Origin of the sequence: Streptomyces sp. NPDC048565, assembly GCF_040650935.1 — a bacterium.
Lineage (GTDB): Bacteria > Actinomycetota > Actinomycetes > Streptomycetales > Streptomycetaceae > Streptomyces.
In genome coordinates this window covers 33,971-50,328 of record NZ_JBEZIH010000004.1, presented here as the reverse complement: position 1 = coordinate 50,328, position 16,358 = coordinate 33,971, and the positions used below count along the sequence as shown (strand labels likewise).

At 69.5% G+C, this 16,358-nt stretch carries 15 protein-coding genes and 1 tRNA gene; 2 read left to right on the top strand and 14 right to left on the bottom strand.

Annotated features, from left to right (window positions below; all coding sequences use genetic code 11):
- Window positions 1-141: 141 nt before the first annotated feature.
- The 7 genes from AB0C75_RS06460 to AB0C75_RS06430 form a co-directional block, all read right to left on the bottom strand.
- A tRNA-Ala gene (locus AB0C75_RS06460) sits at window positions 142-214 on the bottom strand.
- 116 nt (window positions 215-330) lie between these two features.
- A complete protein-coding gene (locus AB0C75_RS06455; protein WP_362888096.1) occupies window positions 331-984 on the bottom strand; it encodes a histidine phosphatase family protein in 654 nt (217 codons plus the stop codon).
- The gene (gene rsfS, locus AB0C75_RS06450) at window positions 981-1,412 is read right to left on the bottom strand and encodes a ribosome silencing factor (RefSeq protein WP_362887690.1); all 432 of its coding nucleotides are present in this window, start codon (window positions 1,410-1,412) and stop codon (window positions 981-983) included. Before rsfS ends, AB0C75_RS06455 begins: the two co-directional genes overlap by 4 nt.
- 90 nt (window positions 1,413-1,502) lie before the next feature.
- The gene (locus tag AB0C75_RS06445; RefSeq protein ID WP_362887688.1) at window positions 1,503-3,245 is read right to left on the bottom strand and encodes an LCP family protein; all 1,743 of its coding nucleotides are present in this window, start codon (window positions 3,243-3,245) and stop codon (window positions 1,503-1,505) included.
- Between the two features lie 19 nt (window positions 3,246-3,264).
- Entirely contained in the window at window positions 3,265-3,882 is a 618-nt protein-coding gene (gene nadD / locus AB0C75_RS06440; RefSeq protein ID WP_362887686.1) for a nicotinate-nucleotide adenylyltransferase, read from the bottom strand.
- Between the two features lie 39 nt (window positions 3,883-3,921).
- The gene (locus AB0C75_RS06435; RefSeq protein ID WP_362887685.1) at window positions 3,922-4,083 is read right to left on the bottom strand and encodes a hypothetical protein; all 162 of its coding nucleotides are present in this window, start codon (window positions 4,081-4,083) and stop codon (window positions 3,922-3,924) included.
- A gap of 84 nt (window positions 4,084-4,167) precedes the next feature.
- Window positions 4,168-4,320, bottom strand: a complete 153-nt coding sequence (locus tag AB0C75_RS06430; protein ID WP_362887683.1) for a hypothetical protein — start codon at window positions 4,318-4,320, stop codon at window positions 4,168-4,170.
- A 110-nt stretch (window positions 4,321-4,430) separates the two neighbouring features.
- Between AB0C75_RS06430 and AB0C75_RS06425 the strand changes: the two genes are divergently transcribed.
- Window positions 4,431-5,600, top strand: coding sequence for a M48 family metallopeptidase (locus tag AB0C75_RS06425; protein ID WP_362887681.1), 1,170 nt, complete (start codon window positions 4,431-4,433; stop codon window positions 5,598-5,600).
- Here the strand turns inward: AB0C75_RS06425 and AB0C75_RS06420 are convergent.
- From AB0C75_RS06420 to proB, 5 genes are all read right to left on the bottom strand, one after another.
- Window positions 5,521-6,654 (bottom strand): hypothetical protein, encoded by a 1,134-nt coding sequence (locus AB0C75_RS06420; protein WP_362887679.1) that lies wholly within the window; start codon window positions 6,652-6,654, stop codon window positions 5,521-5,523. The genes AB0C75_RS06425 and AB0C75_RS06420 overlap by 80 nt on opposite strands.
- Before the next feature lie 307 nt (window positions 6,655-6,961).
- Entirely contained in the window at window positions 6,962-7,561 is a 600-nt protein-coding gene (locus AB0C75_RS06415) for a hypothetical protein (protein WP_362887677.1), read from the bottom strand.
- Window positions 7,562-7,662: 101 nt separating this feature from the next.
- Window positions 7,663-8,946 (bottom strand): glutamate-5-semialdehyde dehydrogenase, encoded by a 1,284-nt coding sequence (locus AB0C75_RS06410; protein ID WP_362887675.1) that lies wholly within the window; start codon window positions 8,944-8,946, stop codon window positions 7,663-7,665.
- A gap of 98 nt (window positions 8,947-9,044) precedes the next feature.
- Window positions 9,045-9,530, bottom strand: coding sequence for a hypothetical protein (locus AB0C75_RS06405; RefSeq protein ID WP_362887673.1), 486 nt, complete (start codon window positions 9,528-9,530; stop codon window positions 9,045-9,047).
- Window positions 9,531-9,682: 152 nt separating this feature from the next.
- Window positions 9,683-10,801 carry a glutamate 5-kinase gene (gene proB, locus AB0C75_RS06400; protein WP_362887671.1) on the bottom strand — a complete coding sequence of 373 codons (1,119 nt, stop codon included), beginning with the start codon at window positions 10,799-10,801 and terminating at the stop codon, window positions 9,683-9,685.
- A 339-nt stretch (window positions 10,802-11,140) separates the two neighbouring features.
- Here proB and AB0C75_RS06395 point away from each other — a divergent pair, with 339 nt between their 5' ends.
- Window positions 11,141-12,568 (top strand): polysaccharide pyruvyl transferase family protein, encoded by a 1,428-nt coding sequence (locus AB0C75_RS06395; RefSeq protein ID WP_362887669.1) that lies wholly within the window; start codon window positions 11,141-11,143, stop codon window positions 12,566-12,568.
- 34 nt (window positions 12,569-12,602) lie between these two features.
- On the opposite strand, the gene AB0C75_RS06390 is transcribed toward AB0C75_RS06395, so the two are convergent.
- A complete protein-coding gene (locus tag AB0C75_RS06390; RefSeq protein ID WP_362887667.1) occupies window positions 12,603-13,832 on the bottom strand; it encodes a glycosyltransferase family 2 protein in 1,230 nt (409 codons plus the stop codon).
- 212 nt (window positions 13,833-14,044) lie between these two features.
- Window positions 14,045-16,177, bottom strand: a complete 2,133-nt coding sequence (locus tag AB0C75_RS06385; RefSeq protein WP_362887665.1) for a hypothetical protein — start codon at window positions 16,175-16,177, stop codon at window positions 14,045-14,047.
- Between the last annotated feature and the right edge of the window lie 181 nt (window positions 16,178-16,358).

The window sequence follows — 16,358 nt, the reverse complement described above, 5'->3', positions numbered from 1 at the left end:
AAGAAGACGCGGGAGCACCCTGTCGGCCCTTGCCCCAGGCGGGCCAGGGCAGTTGTGGCAGGACCGGCTCGTGTCACCGCTCCGGTCCCCCACAACCGGTAAAAAAAATCCCGCCCCCTGCCGGGGACGGGATCTTGTCTGTGGAGCTAAGGAGAATTGAACTCCTGACCTCCTGCATGCCATGCAGGCGCTCTACCAACTGAGCTATAGCCCCGCTGTTCGCTGTGTTTCCCTGCGTTTCCGCGCCGCGAACAAGAAGAACTTTAGCCTGCGACGAGCCGGAAAGTGAAATCCGGCCCCCGCCGCCCCGAGGGGCCTCGGCAGGCCGTCCTAGTCGTCGTCCCCGAGCACGGGTTCCGGGAGTGTCCCGGCGTTGTGTTCGAGCAGGCGCCAGCCGCGCGCGCCCTCGCCCAGGACGGACCAACAGCAGTTGGACAGCCCTCCGAGCCCCTCCCAGTGGTGGGCCTCGAGACCGAGCAGACGGCCGATGGTCGTCCGGATCGTGCCGCCGTGACTCACGACGACGAGCGTGCCCGCGTCGGGCAGCTTGCCGGCGTGTTCCAGCACCACCGGGGCGGCCCGGTCGGCGACCTCGGTCTCCAGCTCGCCACCGCCCCTGCGGACCGGCTCACCGCGCTTCCACGCGGCGTACTCCCCGCCGTACTGCCCGACGATCTCCTCGTGCGTGAGGCCCTGCCAGGCACCCGCGTACGTCTCGCGCAGCCCCGCGTCGTGGGCGACATCGAGACCGGTGACCGAGGCGAGCTCGGCAGCCGTCGCCGCCGCCCGTCGCAGGTCGGACGCCACGATCGCGTCCGGCTCCAGCGAAGCGAGCAGCCGGGCGGCGCGGCGTGCCTGACCGACGCCGGTCCCGGTCAGCTCGATGTCGGTGGAACCCTGGAAACGGCGCTCCAGATTCCACGCCGTCTGGCCGTGCCGCCAGAGGACGATCTTGCGGCCCCTGCCGCTCGTGCTGCCGTTCAGCTCTGGTCACCTTCCGTGCCGCCGTTGAGCTGGGCGTGCTCCTCGGCCTTGCCCCGGGTCTTGAGAGCGTCCTCGGGGAGGCCGATCTCGGGGCAGTCCTTCCACAGCCGCTCGAGCGCGTAGAACACACGCTCCTCGCTGTGCTGGACGTGGATCACGATGTCGACGTAGTCGAGGAGGATCCAGCGGGCGTCCCGGTCGCCCTCGCGGCGCACCGGCTTGGCGCCGAGCTCCTTCAGCAGCCGCTCCTCGATCTCGTCGACGATCGACTTGACCTGGCGGTCGTTGGGAGCCGAGGCCAGCAGGAAGGCGTCGGTGATCGACAGCACGTCGCTGACGTCGTAGGCGATGATGTCGTGCGCGAGCCGGTCGGCCGCCGCCTGGGCAGCGGCGTTGATGAGCTCGATGGAGCGGTCCGTGGCGGTCACATGCAGGCTTTCGTCGGCGGTCAGATCAACCTCTAGGGTCTCACGGACCGCCGACAGCCCTGACGCCCTCGCCCGCGCGAGGCCGTCCCGTCACGACGTCTTGTCGTCGATCTTGTAGTTCTGTCCGAGGGTGACCGACACATCGGCGTTCGCCGCGGGCTTCCCCTTCTTCACGGCGCTGTCCGGCAGGCCCAGCGTCTTGCCGACCTCGACCGCCTTCGCCTTGTCCTCCGCCGCTCCGTAGACCACCTCGGACGAGGTCGCGGTGTCCGCCTTGCCGCTGTCCACGAAGGCGTAGCCGCCGTTGACGAGCTGGACCCTGGCGTACTCCGTGCTCTTCGTGTTCCCCGTGGCGTTCTTGATGCCGACGCGTACGGCCGCCCCCTGGTCCGGGGCCTTCACCTTGCCGCCCAGGACGTCCTTGACGACGTCCTCGGTCGCCTTCTCGGTCAGGGTGCCGTCGCCCTGGACCGGGAGCAGTTCCGTCCTGTAGTCGCCCACCTTGGCGTGCCCGGCCAGCTTCGCCAGCGAGGCGCCCAGGTCCTGCTCCGGCAGGGACGGGTCGAGGATCTGCGCGAGGGTCTCGATGGTGAGGGTCGCGGCCTTGGGATCCTCCGACAGCTTGCGCAGCACGCTTCGCATGACCTCGCCGAAGCGCGCCAGCTGCTTGGACTCCGGCTCGCCCGAACCCTGGTAGGTGGCGTACGCGACGGCCATCGGGCCGCTCAGCGTCTGCGCCTTCCCCTTGTTCACAAGGGGGTCCGCGCCCTTCTTGGAGTCGGGCACGGCCGTGTCGGTGTCGACCTCGATGTTGCCCACGAGCTCGACGAGGTTCTCCAGGTACGGGGTGTCCAGGCGCCAGGTGCCACTGATGCTGGTGCCGAGCAGGGTGTCGATCGCCTCACGGGTGCCGGTGGATCCGTCGTCGTCGACGGACTTGCGGAGCGTGGTGGTGGACCCGTCCTCGGCGGCCACGGCCAGCGAGTTGGGGAGCAGGACCGTGGTGCCCTGGCCGGTGGTGGAGTTGTCGACGAGCAGCGCCGTCGAGGTGCCGCCCTTCTTGGTGTTGTGCAGATGGACGACGATGACGTCCCGCTTCTGCGGACCGGTCGCGGTGGCGTTCTGCGCGTCCTTGCCGGAGACTCCCGGGATCTTGCCGGCGAACCAGAGATAGCCCGCTCCGCCGACGACCACGAGAGCCACGACGACTATCAGCGCGACCATGCGGTTGTGCCCGCGCCGGCGGGCCTCCTCGCGTCGCTCGCTGCGGCTCTCGGTGAATTTCAGCCAGTCGATGACATCTTCGGAGTCCTCGTCGGGCTCCTCGATGAAGGAGAACTGCTCGGTGCGGTAGTCGCGGTCGGCGCGGCGCTGCCCGGGGACGGCGGCCTCCGGCGCCGGTTCGGGATCACGGCGCTGTTCCGGGAGCGGAGGCGCGGGAGCGGCCGCCGGTGCGGCAGGTGCCTGGTGGACGTTCCACTGCTGGGTGGAGTCGTCCACGGCGGGCTGTTGCCCCGTGTCGTAGCCGTACGCCGCGTAGCTGCCGTCGTCGTAGCCGTACCCCTGCTGTGTCGGCTGCGCCGGGTGCTGGGGGGCGTACGGGTCGTACTGCTGCTGCTGCGCGGCGGCGTACGGGTCGTAGCCGTATCCCTGCTGGGGTTGTTGCTGCTGGGGTTGTTGCTGGGCGTACGGGTCGTACTGGTCGTACTGCTGCTGCCCCTGCCCTTGCGGTGGCTGTTGCTCCTGCTGCTGGTAGACCGGCTGCCCGTACGCGTCGTAGCCGATGATCTGCGGCTGCTGGTACGGGTCGTACGGGTCGTGTCGGTCGTTCACAGGTGCCCCTCTCCGTGGCTCATTCGCCGCGGTACAGCTGGCGCTTGTCGATGTAACGGACGACACCGTCCGGCACCAGATACCAGACCGGGTCCCCCTGCGCGACCCTGTCACGGCAGTCCGTGGACGAGATCGCCAGCGCGGGCACCTCCACCAGCGAGACCCCGCCCTTGGGCAGCCCGTCGTCCGTCAGCAGATGGCCCGGCCGGGTCACGCCGATGAAGTGGGAGAGCGAGAAAAGCTCCTCGGCGTCCCGCCAGGTCAGGATCTGGGACAGGGCGTCGGCGCCGGTGATGAAGAAGAGGTCCGCGTCGCCGTGGACCGTACGCAGATCCCGCAGCGTATCGATCGTGTACGTCGGCCCGCCGCGGTCGATGTCACTGCGGCTCACCGAGAACTGCGGGTTGGACGCCGTCGCGATGACCGTCATCAGATAGCGGTCCTCGGCCGGTGACACCTGCTTGTGGCTCTTCTGCCAGGGCTGCCCGGTCGGGACGAACACGACCTCGTCGAGGTGGAAGTGGGCGGCCACTTCACTGGCCGCCACCAGGTGTCCGTGATGGATCGGGTCGAACGTCCCGCCCATCACTCCGATGCGGCGCTTGTCGGGGCCGGTAGGCACTTCCTGCTCTCCCATGCGTGCAGACCCTACTGGCACAGCTGTTCGCCCTGTGCCTCAGCGGTCGCGGTTGAAGCGGGTGGTGATCCACAGCAGGAGCAGCAGCACGAGGAACGCGCCGCCACCGGTGACGTACGGGCTGAGGCTTTCGTGGTTACCACCCTGCTCGCCTTCGGCAGCGAGGGTGACCAGCTGGTGCGCGGTGCTCGGGAAGCTCATCTTCTGCAGGACCTATCCATCGGGAATCAGGAGGGAGACGTCGCGCACATCGTATGCGGGTGCTCCGGGCACGCTCACGCCGACTCAGTCGTTCTTGTCGTCGTTGCGGTATCCGCGCAGCAGGAACCAGGCGAGCAGGGCGGCTCCGACGAGCGAGGCCAGCAGCACGATGCGAAGCAGGTTGCCCGGCCCCTGGCCCTCGGACACGGCGGCGAGCATGACGGCGTTGTGCGGCATTCCGGGCGCTCCTCAAAGTTATCCACAGCCCCCCGCACACCGTAGCGCCAGCGCATACGCTGGCTTGTGTCAGGGGGACGAGCAACGTCTCGTACGAACAGGGGGCATCCATGACCGACGCCAGTCACGAGAGCGTGCCGAGCAGGCACCGGAGGCGATTCCCGGACATCTCATCACGGGCCTACGAGCATCCGGCGGACCGTTCGGCCCTGGTGGCCCTGCGCAAGCTGAGCGGTTTCGACACGGTGTTCAAGGCGCTGAGCGGGCTGCTGCCCGAGCGCAGCCTGCGGCTGCTCTTCCTGTCGGACTCCGTCCGGGTGAGCGACGCCCAGTTCACGCATCTCAACGACATGCTGCGGGACGCGTGCTACATCCTGGATCTCGAGCGGGTCCCGCCGATGTACGTGAATCAGGACCCGCAGCCCAACGCCATGTGTATCGGCCTCGACGAGCCGATCATCGTGGTGACGACCGGGCTCGTGGAGCTGCTCGACGAGGAGGAGATGCGGGCCGTGGTCGGCCACGAGGTGGGCCATGCGCTCTCCGGCCACGCGGTGTACCGCACGATATTGCTCTTCCTCACCAATCTCGCGCTCAAGGTGGCGTGGATCCCGCTCGGCAATGTCGCGATCATGGCGATCGTGACCGCGCTGCGCGAGTGGTTCCGCAAGTCGGAGCTGTCCGCCGACCGCGCAGGGCTGCTGGTGGGGCAGGACCTGCGTGCCTCCATGCGCGGGCTGATGAAGATCGCCGGTGGCAACCATCTCCACGAGATGAATGTGGACGCCTTCCTCGCCCAGGCGGACGAGTACGAGAAGGGCGGCGACCTCCGCGACTCAGTGCTCAAGATCCTCAATGTGCTGCCCCGGACGCATCCGTTCACCACGATCCGGGCGGCCGAGCTGAAGAAGTGGTCGGAGACCCGGGACTTCCAGCGCATCATGGACGGCCACTACGCCAAGCGCGACGAGGACAAGGACGCCTCGGTGACGGACTCCTTCCGTCAGTCCGCCTCGCACTACGCCGACACGGTGCGCACCAGCAAGGACCCGCTGATGAAGCTCGTCGGTGACATCGCGGGCGGCGCCGGCGACCTGGGAGGCAAGCTCCGGGACCGGTTCACCGGCGCGGCCGGCGGTGGCGCCGGTGGCGGCGACGGCGCTGGTGGCGGCGCGGCCAAGGGAACTCCGCCCTCGGACTCTACGGACGGCTCCGAGGGGACCTGGCGGCGTCCGGATCCTGAGGACCCGGAGGAGGAGGGCCCGGGCTCGGGGAGCTGACGGACAGCGTGCCGCAGAGCGCCGCCGTGGGCACCCCCGTGGCGTACGGGTCGGTGCCTGTGGGGCCCCGGGTGTCGGCCCGTCCGCCCGCGAACAGCGGATGCAGGACACTCGCCGTATCGGCCGAGCACGACTGCGGACCGGCCTGGACGTAGGCGCTGCGGACCTCCAGCCGGTGCAGCCGGATGTCTTCCCGGTCGAGCAGGAAATGCAGCATGCGGCGCACGGTGAACAGCGAGGCTCCGTCGGCCCGGTGGGGGCCGGACACGGCGGGGCGCAGCGCATAGGTGAAGGTGTGGTCGGACACCACCTCCAGGATGTCCGACCCCGCCTCCGCGTAGGAGAGGCTGCCGTGCACACGGACGTCGGTATCGGCCAGTTCGACCTCGGCCGGGTCGAAGCGCACCAGCCAGCCGGCAGCGCTGTGCTCGCCGTCGTCGGCCGGTGAGTCCACGCTCCGGTCGAACTGCGCCGTCTGGTCCGGGTCGAGCAGCCGTCCGACCGGCCGGACGACCCCGGCGGTCAGTACGTCGGGGTCGAGAGAGGAGCCCACCAGGTAGTCCTTGACCGTGGTCAGGGCGATGGTCACCTGGCTGTCCGAGAAGTTCTCCGTCCGCCGGACCGGCGGGAGGGTGATGCCCGAGGCGCCCGTGCTGTGCTCCGCGGCCGGGCCGTCGGCGAGGAGCGACTCGGCGGTTCCTCCGGGCACAGCGCCTTTCGGGGCGAGCGGGACCACCGTGGTGCGCAGGGGTTCGGCACGTCTGCCGACGGTGGGCGGGTAGGGGTTGCGGAAGCCGATGTAGACGGCGCTGGCGAAGGCCAGCGCGATCAGCACGACGAGAGCGATACCCGCCCTGGGGCGGTGCCTCCGGGTGGCGCGGCCGGGCAGGGAGCGTACGGCGCGCGCGTGGTCGCCCATGCGCTCCTGCGCGGAGAACTCCTGCAGCCGGGCAGCGCGGACGAACGATTCATCGAAGACGAGTGAGCGGTACTCGTCCTCCCCGCCCGAGGGGTTGTCGAGCGGTCCTTCCGGCGGTTCTCCGCGACCTGTCATGACTTCTCCCGATCTCCGCGCCACCGGCGGGGGCTGGCGCTGGATCCGCGTCAGCCGCTCGGCATCGGGCGGACCTGTCCGTCACGGGTTCGACACATGGACACGTGGCTGGCCCTCTTCCCGGGGACGGGGACGAGAGAAGGGGTCACAAGGTCATACCTTCAGATTGGATCGATCCTCATCAAGGTAAACGCGCCGCAGGTGGGAGCGCAGGTGGAGCGCCGCCGGGAGGGCGACGGAGTGCGACGGAGGGGCAAACGGGAGAACAGGCGGGCCAAGAGGAGGAAGAACAGGCGGGAGGCCCGACTCAGGGGGTGCGGGGAACGGCGGAAACCGCCGGGCGGGAGTAGTCGGCCGATGCGGAGGGGACCGCGCCAGGCGGCTTGTCGACGCCGCTGGTCACCGGAGACGGCACCTGGTCCTCCCGGCCTGCCGCCGCGCCGCGGTACACCGCGTTGAAGGCCAGGGCCACCATCCCGATCCCCATCAGCAGGGCGAGCACCCAGGCGATGGGCCGGTGCCAGCGAGTGGCGCCACGGTAAGGGCGCAGGGAGCCGCCGTGACGCCCGTAAGGGCCGCTCTCGTCCTCGCGTACGCCGTCGGGGCCATCGGGGTCCCAGGAGTCGCCGAAGGCGCTCTCGTGGCCGTACAGGCCGCCGGGGCCGTAGTCGTCGCAGAGGTCGTCGTCCGGGGCTCCGCCGCCCCGCCGAGCCCGGCCGGCCTCGGCCTCGGCGCGGTCCTGCGCGGCGGCCAGCAGGCGCTCCACCGCGGTGGGTTCATGGATCTCGGCGGACCGGATGAAGTCCTCGTCGAACACCACGGAGGCGAAGTCCTCGTCCGCGCCCCCGCGGTCGTCGTCGGGCTCCCAGCCGTCCGGGAACGGCCTGCCCCCCACGTCGTCCGGCACGGCTTCAGCCTAGCCCCGGCAGGGCGATTTGGGCAGGGAGCCCGCGAAGTCGCCCGCCCGGCCCGGGCCCAGGGCGAGCCCGGGCCCAGGGGCCGCCGGGACTAACGGATGTGGCCGTCCCCGGTGACGATGTACTTCGTCGACGTCAGCTCGGGCAGCCCCATAGGCCCACGGGCGTGCAGCTTCTGCGTGGAGATGCCGATCTCGGCGCCGAATCCGAACTGCCCGCCGTCGGTGAAGCGCGTCGACGCGTTCACGGCGACCGTCGTGGAGTCCACCAACTGGGTGAACCGGCGGGCCGCCGCCTGCGAAGTGGTGACGATCGCCTCGGTGTGGCCGGAGGACCAGAGCCTGATGTGCGCCACGGCGGACTCCAGCGACTCCACGACGGCGGCCGCGATGTCGTACGAGAGGTACTCGGTCTCCCAGTCCTCCGGCGTCGCCGGCACGACGGTGGCCTTGGACTCCTCGGCGTACGCCAGCACCCGCTCGTCGCCGTGCACCGTCACCCCCGCGCGCGCCAGCGCGTCCAGGGCCAGGGGCAGGAAGTCGGCGGCGATGTCCTTGTGGACCAGAAGGGTCTCGGCGGCGTTGCAGACACTCGGCCGCTGCGCCTTGGAGTTGACGAGGATCTCCACAGCCATGGCGAGGTCGGTCTGCGCGTCGACGTACACATGGCAGTTGCCGGTGCCCGTCTCGATGACAGGGACCGTCGACTCCTCCACGACCGTGCGGATCAGGGAGGCGCCGCCGCGCGGGATCAGTACGTCGACGAGGCCGCGTGCCCGCATCAGCTCGCGCACCGAGTCGCGGTTCTCGCCCGGGACGAGCTGCACCGCGTCCGCCGGGAGGCCGGACCCGCCCACCGCGTCACGGAGCACCCGCACCAGGGCGGTGTTCGAGGCGTGCGCCGACGAGGATCCGCGCAGCAGCACCGCGTTGCCGGACTTCAGGCAGAGCGCTGCGGCGTCGACCGTCACATTGGGCCTGGCCTCGTAGATGATGCCGACCACTCCGAGCGGCACCCGCACCTGACGCAGATCGATGCCGTTGGGGAGGGTGGAGCCCCGGACCACCTCGCCGACCGGGTCCGGCAGCGCTGCCACGTCACGCGCGTCCGCCGCGATCGCGCGGATGCGTTCCGGTGTGAGCGTGAGCCGGTCGACGACCGACTCGCTCGTCCCTGCCTCCCTGGCCTTCGCGACGTCCACGGCGTTGGCCTCGACGATCTCGCCGGTGCGCACCTCCAGCGCGTCCGCGATCGCCAGCAGGGCATCGTCCTTCGCCGCGCGCGGGAGTGGCGCGATGTCGTCGGCGGCGGCGCGTGCCCGGTAGGCGGCCTGGGCGACCGGGGACATGTTGTCGTACGGCGAAAGCGTGGTCATGCCCGCAGGGTAGTGCGCACACTGCGGGCATCCGTCACGTATCCCGTGATGCGAGACGGGTCGTACCGGTGCGGTGCGCCCCGCCGGTCAGCAGGAGGTCAGTAGGGGTGCACACCGACGGGGGCTGCCGGGGGCGGCCCGTAGCCCTCAGCGATACGCAGGTGGTAGGTCTCCCGGTCGATGACCTCTAGGCCGACGATCTCCCAGGGCGGGAGTTTCGCGCTGGACCGGTGTTCGCCCCACAGCCGCAGCGCCACGGCCGCGGCGTCGTGCAGGTCCCTGGCCTCTTCCCAGTAGCGGACCTCCGCGTGGTCGTTGGCATAGCGGCTGGTCAGCAGGAACGGGTGGTCGTGCGCCAGCTGCTCGAGTCCGCGCCTGACCTCCTTCAGCGGCGTCTCGCTGCCGGAGACACTGAGGGTGATGTGCCACAGCTTGGAGCGGGTCAGTTCCTCGTCCGTGACCACCGGTTGCTGCTCGGTGGTCTGGTCGGTGGGCGTGCCGACGAAATCGGCTCCCGCCCCGACGCTGGTCAGGGCACGGCTGCCCGTTCCGCGGGGCGGCGCCCCCGGGCGCGCTCGTCTCACCGGCGGCCTCCTGTGAATGTGTAGCTGTGCTGACCCAAGGGTCTTTCGCTCGGATACCCCAGATACCCCCACGACAAAGTTGACCAGTCCGGGGGCGGGTGTGGGGCGGTTTTCGTGAAGGTCTCCGCCCGGAGGCCGGACTTTCAGCCGTTTCAGGGGGCCGGGCGGGGCGTGAGGACGACGAGATCGTCCCTGTGTACGACTTCCCGCTCGTAGGCGGGGCCCAGCTCGCGCGCGAGGTCGCGGGTGGACCGGCCGAGCAGCTGGGGGATCTCCTTCGCGTCGAAATTCACGAGACCCCGGGCGACGGCCCGGCCGGCGGGGTCGCGCAGCTCGACCGGGTCCCCCGCGGAGAACTCGCCCTCGACCGCGGAGATCCCCGCGGGCAGCAAGGAGGTACGGCGTTCGACGACCGCGCGCACCGCTCCGTCGTCGAGCGTGAGGGCGCCCCGCGGGGTCGAGGCGTGGGCCAGCCAGAGCAGCCGGTCGGCCGAGCGGCGCCCGGTGCGGTGGAAGTACGTACCGGTGTCGCGCCCCGCGAGGGCGTCGGCGACGTGGCTCGCCGAGGTGAGGACGACCGGGATGCCGGCGGCGGTGGCGATCCGGGCCGCCTCGACCTTGGTCACCATGCCGCCGGTGCCGACCCCCGCCTTCCCCGCGCTGCCGATGGCGACGCCCTCCAGGTCGGCCGGCCCGGTCACCTCGGCGATGCGGGAGGTGCCCGGCCTGCTCGGATCCCCGTCGTAGAGGCCGTCCACGTCGGACAGGAGCACGAGAAGGTCGGCGTGGACCAGATGGGCGACGAGCGCGGCGAGCCGGTCGTTGTCCCCGAACCGGATCTCGTCCGTGGCCACCGTGTCGTTCTCGTTGACGACGGGGAACGCTCCCATCTCCAGGAGCTGGTCGAGCGTGCTGTAGGCGTTGCGGTAGTGGGCGCGCCGGCTGGTGTCGTCGGACGTCAGCAGCACCTGCCCGACCCGTACGGCGTAACGGGCGAAGGACGCGGTGTAGCGGGCGACGAGCAGCCCCTGGCCGACGCTGGCTGCGGCCTGCTGCCTGGCCAGGTCCTTGGGCCTGCGCACGAGCCCGAGGGGTGCGAGGCCGGCCGCGATGGCGCCGCTGGAGACGAGGACGATCTCGCGCTCTCCGCCGCTCCTGACCTTGGCCAGTACATCGACGAGCGCGTCGACCCGGTCGGCGTCGAGGCCCCCCGCCGCGGTGGTGAGCGAGGAGGAGCCGACCTTGACCACGATGCGGCGGGCATCGGTCACACCCGGCCTGTGCCCCGCGCCGCCCACGGCGGACGCGCTGAGCCCGGCGGACGCGCTGAGCCCGGCCCCCACGGTTGTGCCGGGCGCGTCCCCGCGTTCAGTCGCCGCGCCTTCGGATTCCCTTGCCCCTGACACGTACGCCCGTCCCCATCACGTCGTCCTGCTCGGTTTTCCTCAATCTACGCGAGGGGGCGGGGCTCGCACCGTGCCGTCTCAGCTGCTGTCCGCATGTGGACGCCACTACGCGGACCGATGGCTTCCGGTCATGCTTCGACATGCCCCGGAATAGACCATTTACTCAATCTCCACCCGCCGTTCATGGGGGCTACCCTCTATCGCGTGACAGATGAACTGACCCGCCAGAGGCGCATTCTCCTCAGATCGGGCAAAAGCCCCTTCGATGTGGCTTCGCTCGAACAGTCCCTCGACAGAGATGTCTTCGCGACCAACGCGGGCAACCTGATCTTCAGCGATGCGGCACACAAGATTCTCACGACTCCGCGTGCGGAGGTCTTCTCCAACGGCATCCGGACGGATCCGTCGGCGGCCGCCCGCATAAACGAGGAGTTCGACGTATTCGTCGTGCCGCTGGCGAATGCCTTCCGGCCGACGTTCGAACGTCCTCTGAAGCGGATGACACAGCTGATCAAGAAGCTGCGCATCCCCGTCGTCGTCCTGGGTGTCGGTGCGCAGGCCGACCTCAAGTACGACGCGTCCCGGCTGAAGGCGATGGAGCCGACCGTCAGGGAGTTCGTCACCGAGGTGCTCAACCGCAGCGCCTCCATCGGCGTGCGGGGTGAGTTCACCGAGCAGTACCTGAAGAGCATGGGCTTCCGGGACGTCGAGGTCATCGGCTGCCCCTCCATGTTCATGGACGGCGAGACGTTCACGGTCGAGAAGAAGGCCGAGTCGCTCACCGCCGAGTCCCGCATCTCGGTGAACGGCTCACACAGTGCCGTTCGTTCGCACGGTCTCGACGCCATCATCCGGCAGGCACACGAGCGCTATCCGAATCTGCGGTTCGTCGGGCAGAACCTCCTGGAGGCGCAGCTGCTCCACTGGAGGGAGACGTCGAACCGGATCGGCGCCCAGACCTCGATGCCGACCCATCCGTCCCACCCGATGTACCGCGAGGGCAAGGTCCGCCTCTACGTCGACCCGGCCACCTGGATCGACGAGCTACGCGCGTTCGACTTCTCGTTCGGCTCACGCATCCACGGGAACATCGCGGCGCTGCTGGCCGGCGTCCCCAGCACCGTGCTCTGCAGCGACTCCCGGACCCTGGAGCTCTGCCGCTACTTCGGCATTCCGCACCGCAAGATCTCCGAGACGCCCAAGAACATCGACCCCGCGGAGCTCTACGAATCGGCGGACTTCAGCGAACTGGTGAACGGCCACAAGGAACGTTTTCTCCGTTTCACCGGCTTCATGGAGAGGAACGGCCTGGAGAACACCTTCCACCACGGCGACAGCGGCAAGTCGTTCGACGCCACGATGGCCAAGCTCACCCTTCCGCCGGCCGTGCGCCCGTGGACCGACACCGACCCCGACTCGCTGAGCAGCCGCTTCAGCTGGATGCAGAGCCAGATGGAGGAGTTGTCCGCGCAGAACGCCCGGCTGCGCAGCCAGCTCGCGAAGAAGGCCGGTCCTGTCAGCATCAAGCTGCAGGCAGACGGAGAGGCGACGGCCGCGTTGCCTTCGGCCTACCGTCGCGCCCGGCGCGTGGTGGGACGTCCGGTCCGCAGGCTGCTGCGCCCTGACCAGTAGGGGTCCTGTCCACTGCCGCCCCACGCCCGTCGCCTCAGACCTTGTGGGCGCGGCGCGGCACATGCAGTCCGGCGGCCCGGGCCGATCTGCGTGCCCTGCCTGCCAGTCGCCGCAGGACGGCGGCAGTGGACTGATGCCCTGGCACGTCGATCCGCTTCCGGCCGATCCACTCGGTCACGGTCAGCTCGTACGCCGCCAGAGGCAGCTCCGTGCTGTCCCCGAAGTGGGGGTAGGCCAGGTACACCCGGCCCCGGATCCCCTTGCGCACCACCCGCGGCTTCTTCTTGTCCTTGATGAACTGCACGACGTCCAGGAGCAGGTCGAGTCTGCCCTGCGAGATGCAGACCAGCCGGAGCCGCTCGTGGACCTTGAGGCGACGGGCCACACCGGGTGACCAGTAGGCCTTCATCAGGGGCGCCGCCAGCTCCATCTTCTTCTTCCGCACCGCGGCGGACTGTCGCAGCAGGGACGGCCCGAACTGCGGGAGCAGCGTGATGACGAACGGCCGGACCATCAGGACGTCCCGCTTCGGCCCGGGTGGGACGTGCGCGGCGATCAGCCCCATGAGCGCCCTGGCCGAATCGAAGCGCAGCCGGTAGGTGCCGCTCTTCGTCAGGTGTTTGCCGTCCTCCCTGCCCACGAGGTAGTAGCAGGTGTAGTCGGCCACGACGGAGACGCCACTGCCCCGCAGATACGCCTCCATGGTGAAGAGCGCGTCCTCACCCGTCTTGAGGTCCTCGTCGAACTTCATGCCCAGCCGCACCAGGAGATCCCGCCGGAACAGCTTCTGGGCGCTCAGGGTGAATTTGATGTTGGAGGAGAAGACGTCGGCGCGCTCGACGGTCTCCTTCCACATCGACTTGGCCGCCCCGCGGTTGACGCCGACGACCTTCCCCAGCACCACGTCCGTGCCGGCCCGGTCGCCCATCGCGACCATCCGCTCCAGGGCCTCGTCGCCGAAGTAGTCGTCCGCGTCGAGGAAGAAGACATACCGGCCGCGGGCGAGACCGAGCCCGACATTGCGCGGCCCGCTCGGGCCACCGGAGTTCTCCTGGTGAACCACGCGCATGTCGATGGCGGTCCTGGCGGCGAACTCCTCCAGGTACTCCCCGGTGCCGTCGGTCGACCCGTCGTCGACGGCCACGATCTCCATGCGCCCGGCCGGAAGCGTCTGTGCCTCGACGGAGTCCAGGCAGCGGATCAGGTACGGCATGGCTTCGTAGGCGCCGATGATGACGGTCACATCTGGTGCGGTGCTGCTCATCTCTCCCCGGTTCACGTATACACGTATTAATCAGGAGAAACGATAGAACGACGACATGTGCCTCGCTCTCTGCACGGACACGCCGAACGGCCCGTACGTTCCCCTCCACAGAGGAGGAGATGTACGGACCGTTGCGTAGGTTGCGTCTTAATGGGGCCTATTTCGAACAGCTGCATGACAGCCGGTCGTCAGCACCCCGGGCGGCGCCCCTGTCAGCGGATCGACGAAGGGCCCGCGCCCACCTCCGCGTCGGCGTCCGGCGCATCCGGTGCGTCCGGATCCGCGGCCGCCTCGGCCTCCGCGACCACCTCGGCCACCCCGCTCCCCGCACCGCTGGACGCGGCCTCGGGGTCGGGACGCGGGACGGGGGCCTGCTCGCCCACCCGCTGTGCGACGCCCGCGTTCCGGGCCTCCGCCTTGGCCGCCAGCGCGCGGACGGCGGCGTTGAACTGCTCCATGGAGGTGGGCTCGTCCGGCCCCAGGAGGTAGCTCTTCAGCTCGTGACGGTCCTCGGCCAGCGGGTCGGCCGCCGGATCGGCGACCGCACGCAGGAGCTCGTCGATGCCCTCCGCGCTGTTGGGGAGGATGACGGCAGCCCGTACGGCGGTGTTCTGACGCTTGAACTCCTCCTCGCCGAGCTCGGCCGAGTCGGTGACGGCGTACGGCTTGCCGCTGGCGATGAAGTCGGAGACCACGCTGGAGATGTCCGAGACCATGGCGTCTGACTGGTTGAAGCAGTCGTAGAGCTTCGGCTCGGATCCGGTCACCGTCCTGTGCTCCCACCAGCCGAAGGAACCCCAGTAGGCGTCGTTCCACCGGCTCCGCAGGGTGGCGATCTCGGCCTGGCGCGCCGGGTCGGCGAGCGAGACCCTGGACTCCTCCGACTCGTCTCCCCCGGCGCGGCCGGGCTTCGCCAGTTCCGCCAGACGGGCCTCGACGCGGGCGAGCTCGGCCGTGGCCTCGCTCTGCCCCGCTGCCGCGGCGGAGGCCTTCTCCGCCCAGCTCGGGTCGGTGGCACGGTCCTGCGTGGCCTTGACGATCATGGCCTGTATCCGCGCGTCCACGGCCTTGGCCTTGGCGCTGCGGATCCCGGTGAAGGGGTGCGGCTTGTAGATGACCCGGACGGGGCTGTCCGCCTTCAGCAGCCGGCGGATGATGTTCTCGCCTGCCAGCAGCAGCGAGGTGTTGCCCGGGTTGTCGTCCCAGCCCTCCCAGGTCGGGGCGTACAGCACCGTCGGGACGGGGTTCTTCGTGGTGCCGTTCCAGCTCTCGATGGGCGCCAGCTGCGGCCGCCCGACCTCGACGATGTCCTCGTCGCGCACACCGACGTCGGCCAGGGCGTAGCGGTCGCGGCCCGCCCGGCCCGCCGTCCACACCTCGTCGTACACCTTGGAGTACGGGTTGACGCTGGCCAGCTTGTCGCTGTCGCCGTGGCCGATGAACACGTGCTTCGCGGTCGGGACGCGCAGCATGTGGATGTTCTTGCCGACGTTGGCCGGATACAGGCACACGCGGACGGTGGAGAGATCCATGTTCATCAGGTGGGTACCGCCGGGCACGCAGATCACGGGCACCGAGGTGTCGGCGAGCTGCGGGACGAGATTGCGCTCACGCATGATGATCAGCGGGCGTCCCTCGACGGCGGCCATGGTGTCGAGCCACATGTTGCCCTGGTAGGCGGACTCGCTGGAGCCGGAGAAGTAGAGCACGACCGTCGGCCGGTACTCGCGCAGCCAGACGTCCAGGGCTCCGAGCACCGCGGGGGCGGCCGGGGCCCGTCGGCTCCGGCGCAGGTACGGCGCGAGCAGGGCGTTGTAACCGATGGCCAGGAGCAGCGTCAGCCCGGCACCGATGTACCCGATGATGTCCTCACCCGTGCCGACGGCGAGCAGGACACCCGCCACCGCCGGAAGGTCGAGGTGGAGCATCTTCTCGCTGGCGCGGTGCAGCAGTGCGCGCGGCGGGGCGTCGGGGATGCGGACGGCGTGCAGGTCCACGTTCCGGGTGACGATCGGCAGGCTGCGGCGCAGACGGATCAGCGTCGTCAGCGCGCCGTGCGGGGCCTGCAGACCGTAGAAGAGGAGGAAGCAGGCCACCGCCGCGTAGAACAGCGGCTCCTCGGCGGCATCCATCCTGGCCAGCAGAAGCAGCACCATCAGTTGGCGGAGCAGGAAGCGGATGGACAGCCCCGCCCGCACCTTGCCGAGCCGGTTGATCAGATAGCTGCCGCGCTGGTGCAGATACCAGTCCGCGAGATACGTGACAGCCGTGGCCGCCGCGAAGAACCAGATGTCGGGCAGAAGACCGGCGATCATGACGCAGGGATACCCCAGCATCATCAGCATGGCCGCCAACAATTCTGACCGGCTGCCCACACGGGCCAGGCGAATGGCTGTCGAAATCACGAAGGACCTGCTCCAGGGGGTGCCGATTATTTCACGTATGAGAGGGAAATGTGGAGATCCGACTTCACGCACTCGGGCCTCTGGTTCCACCAAAAGGTGAACCCAGAGGCCCGTAAAAGTT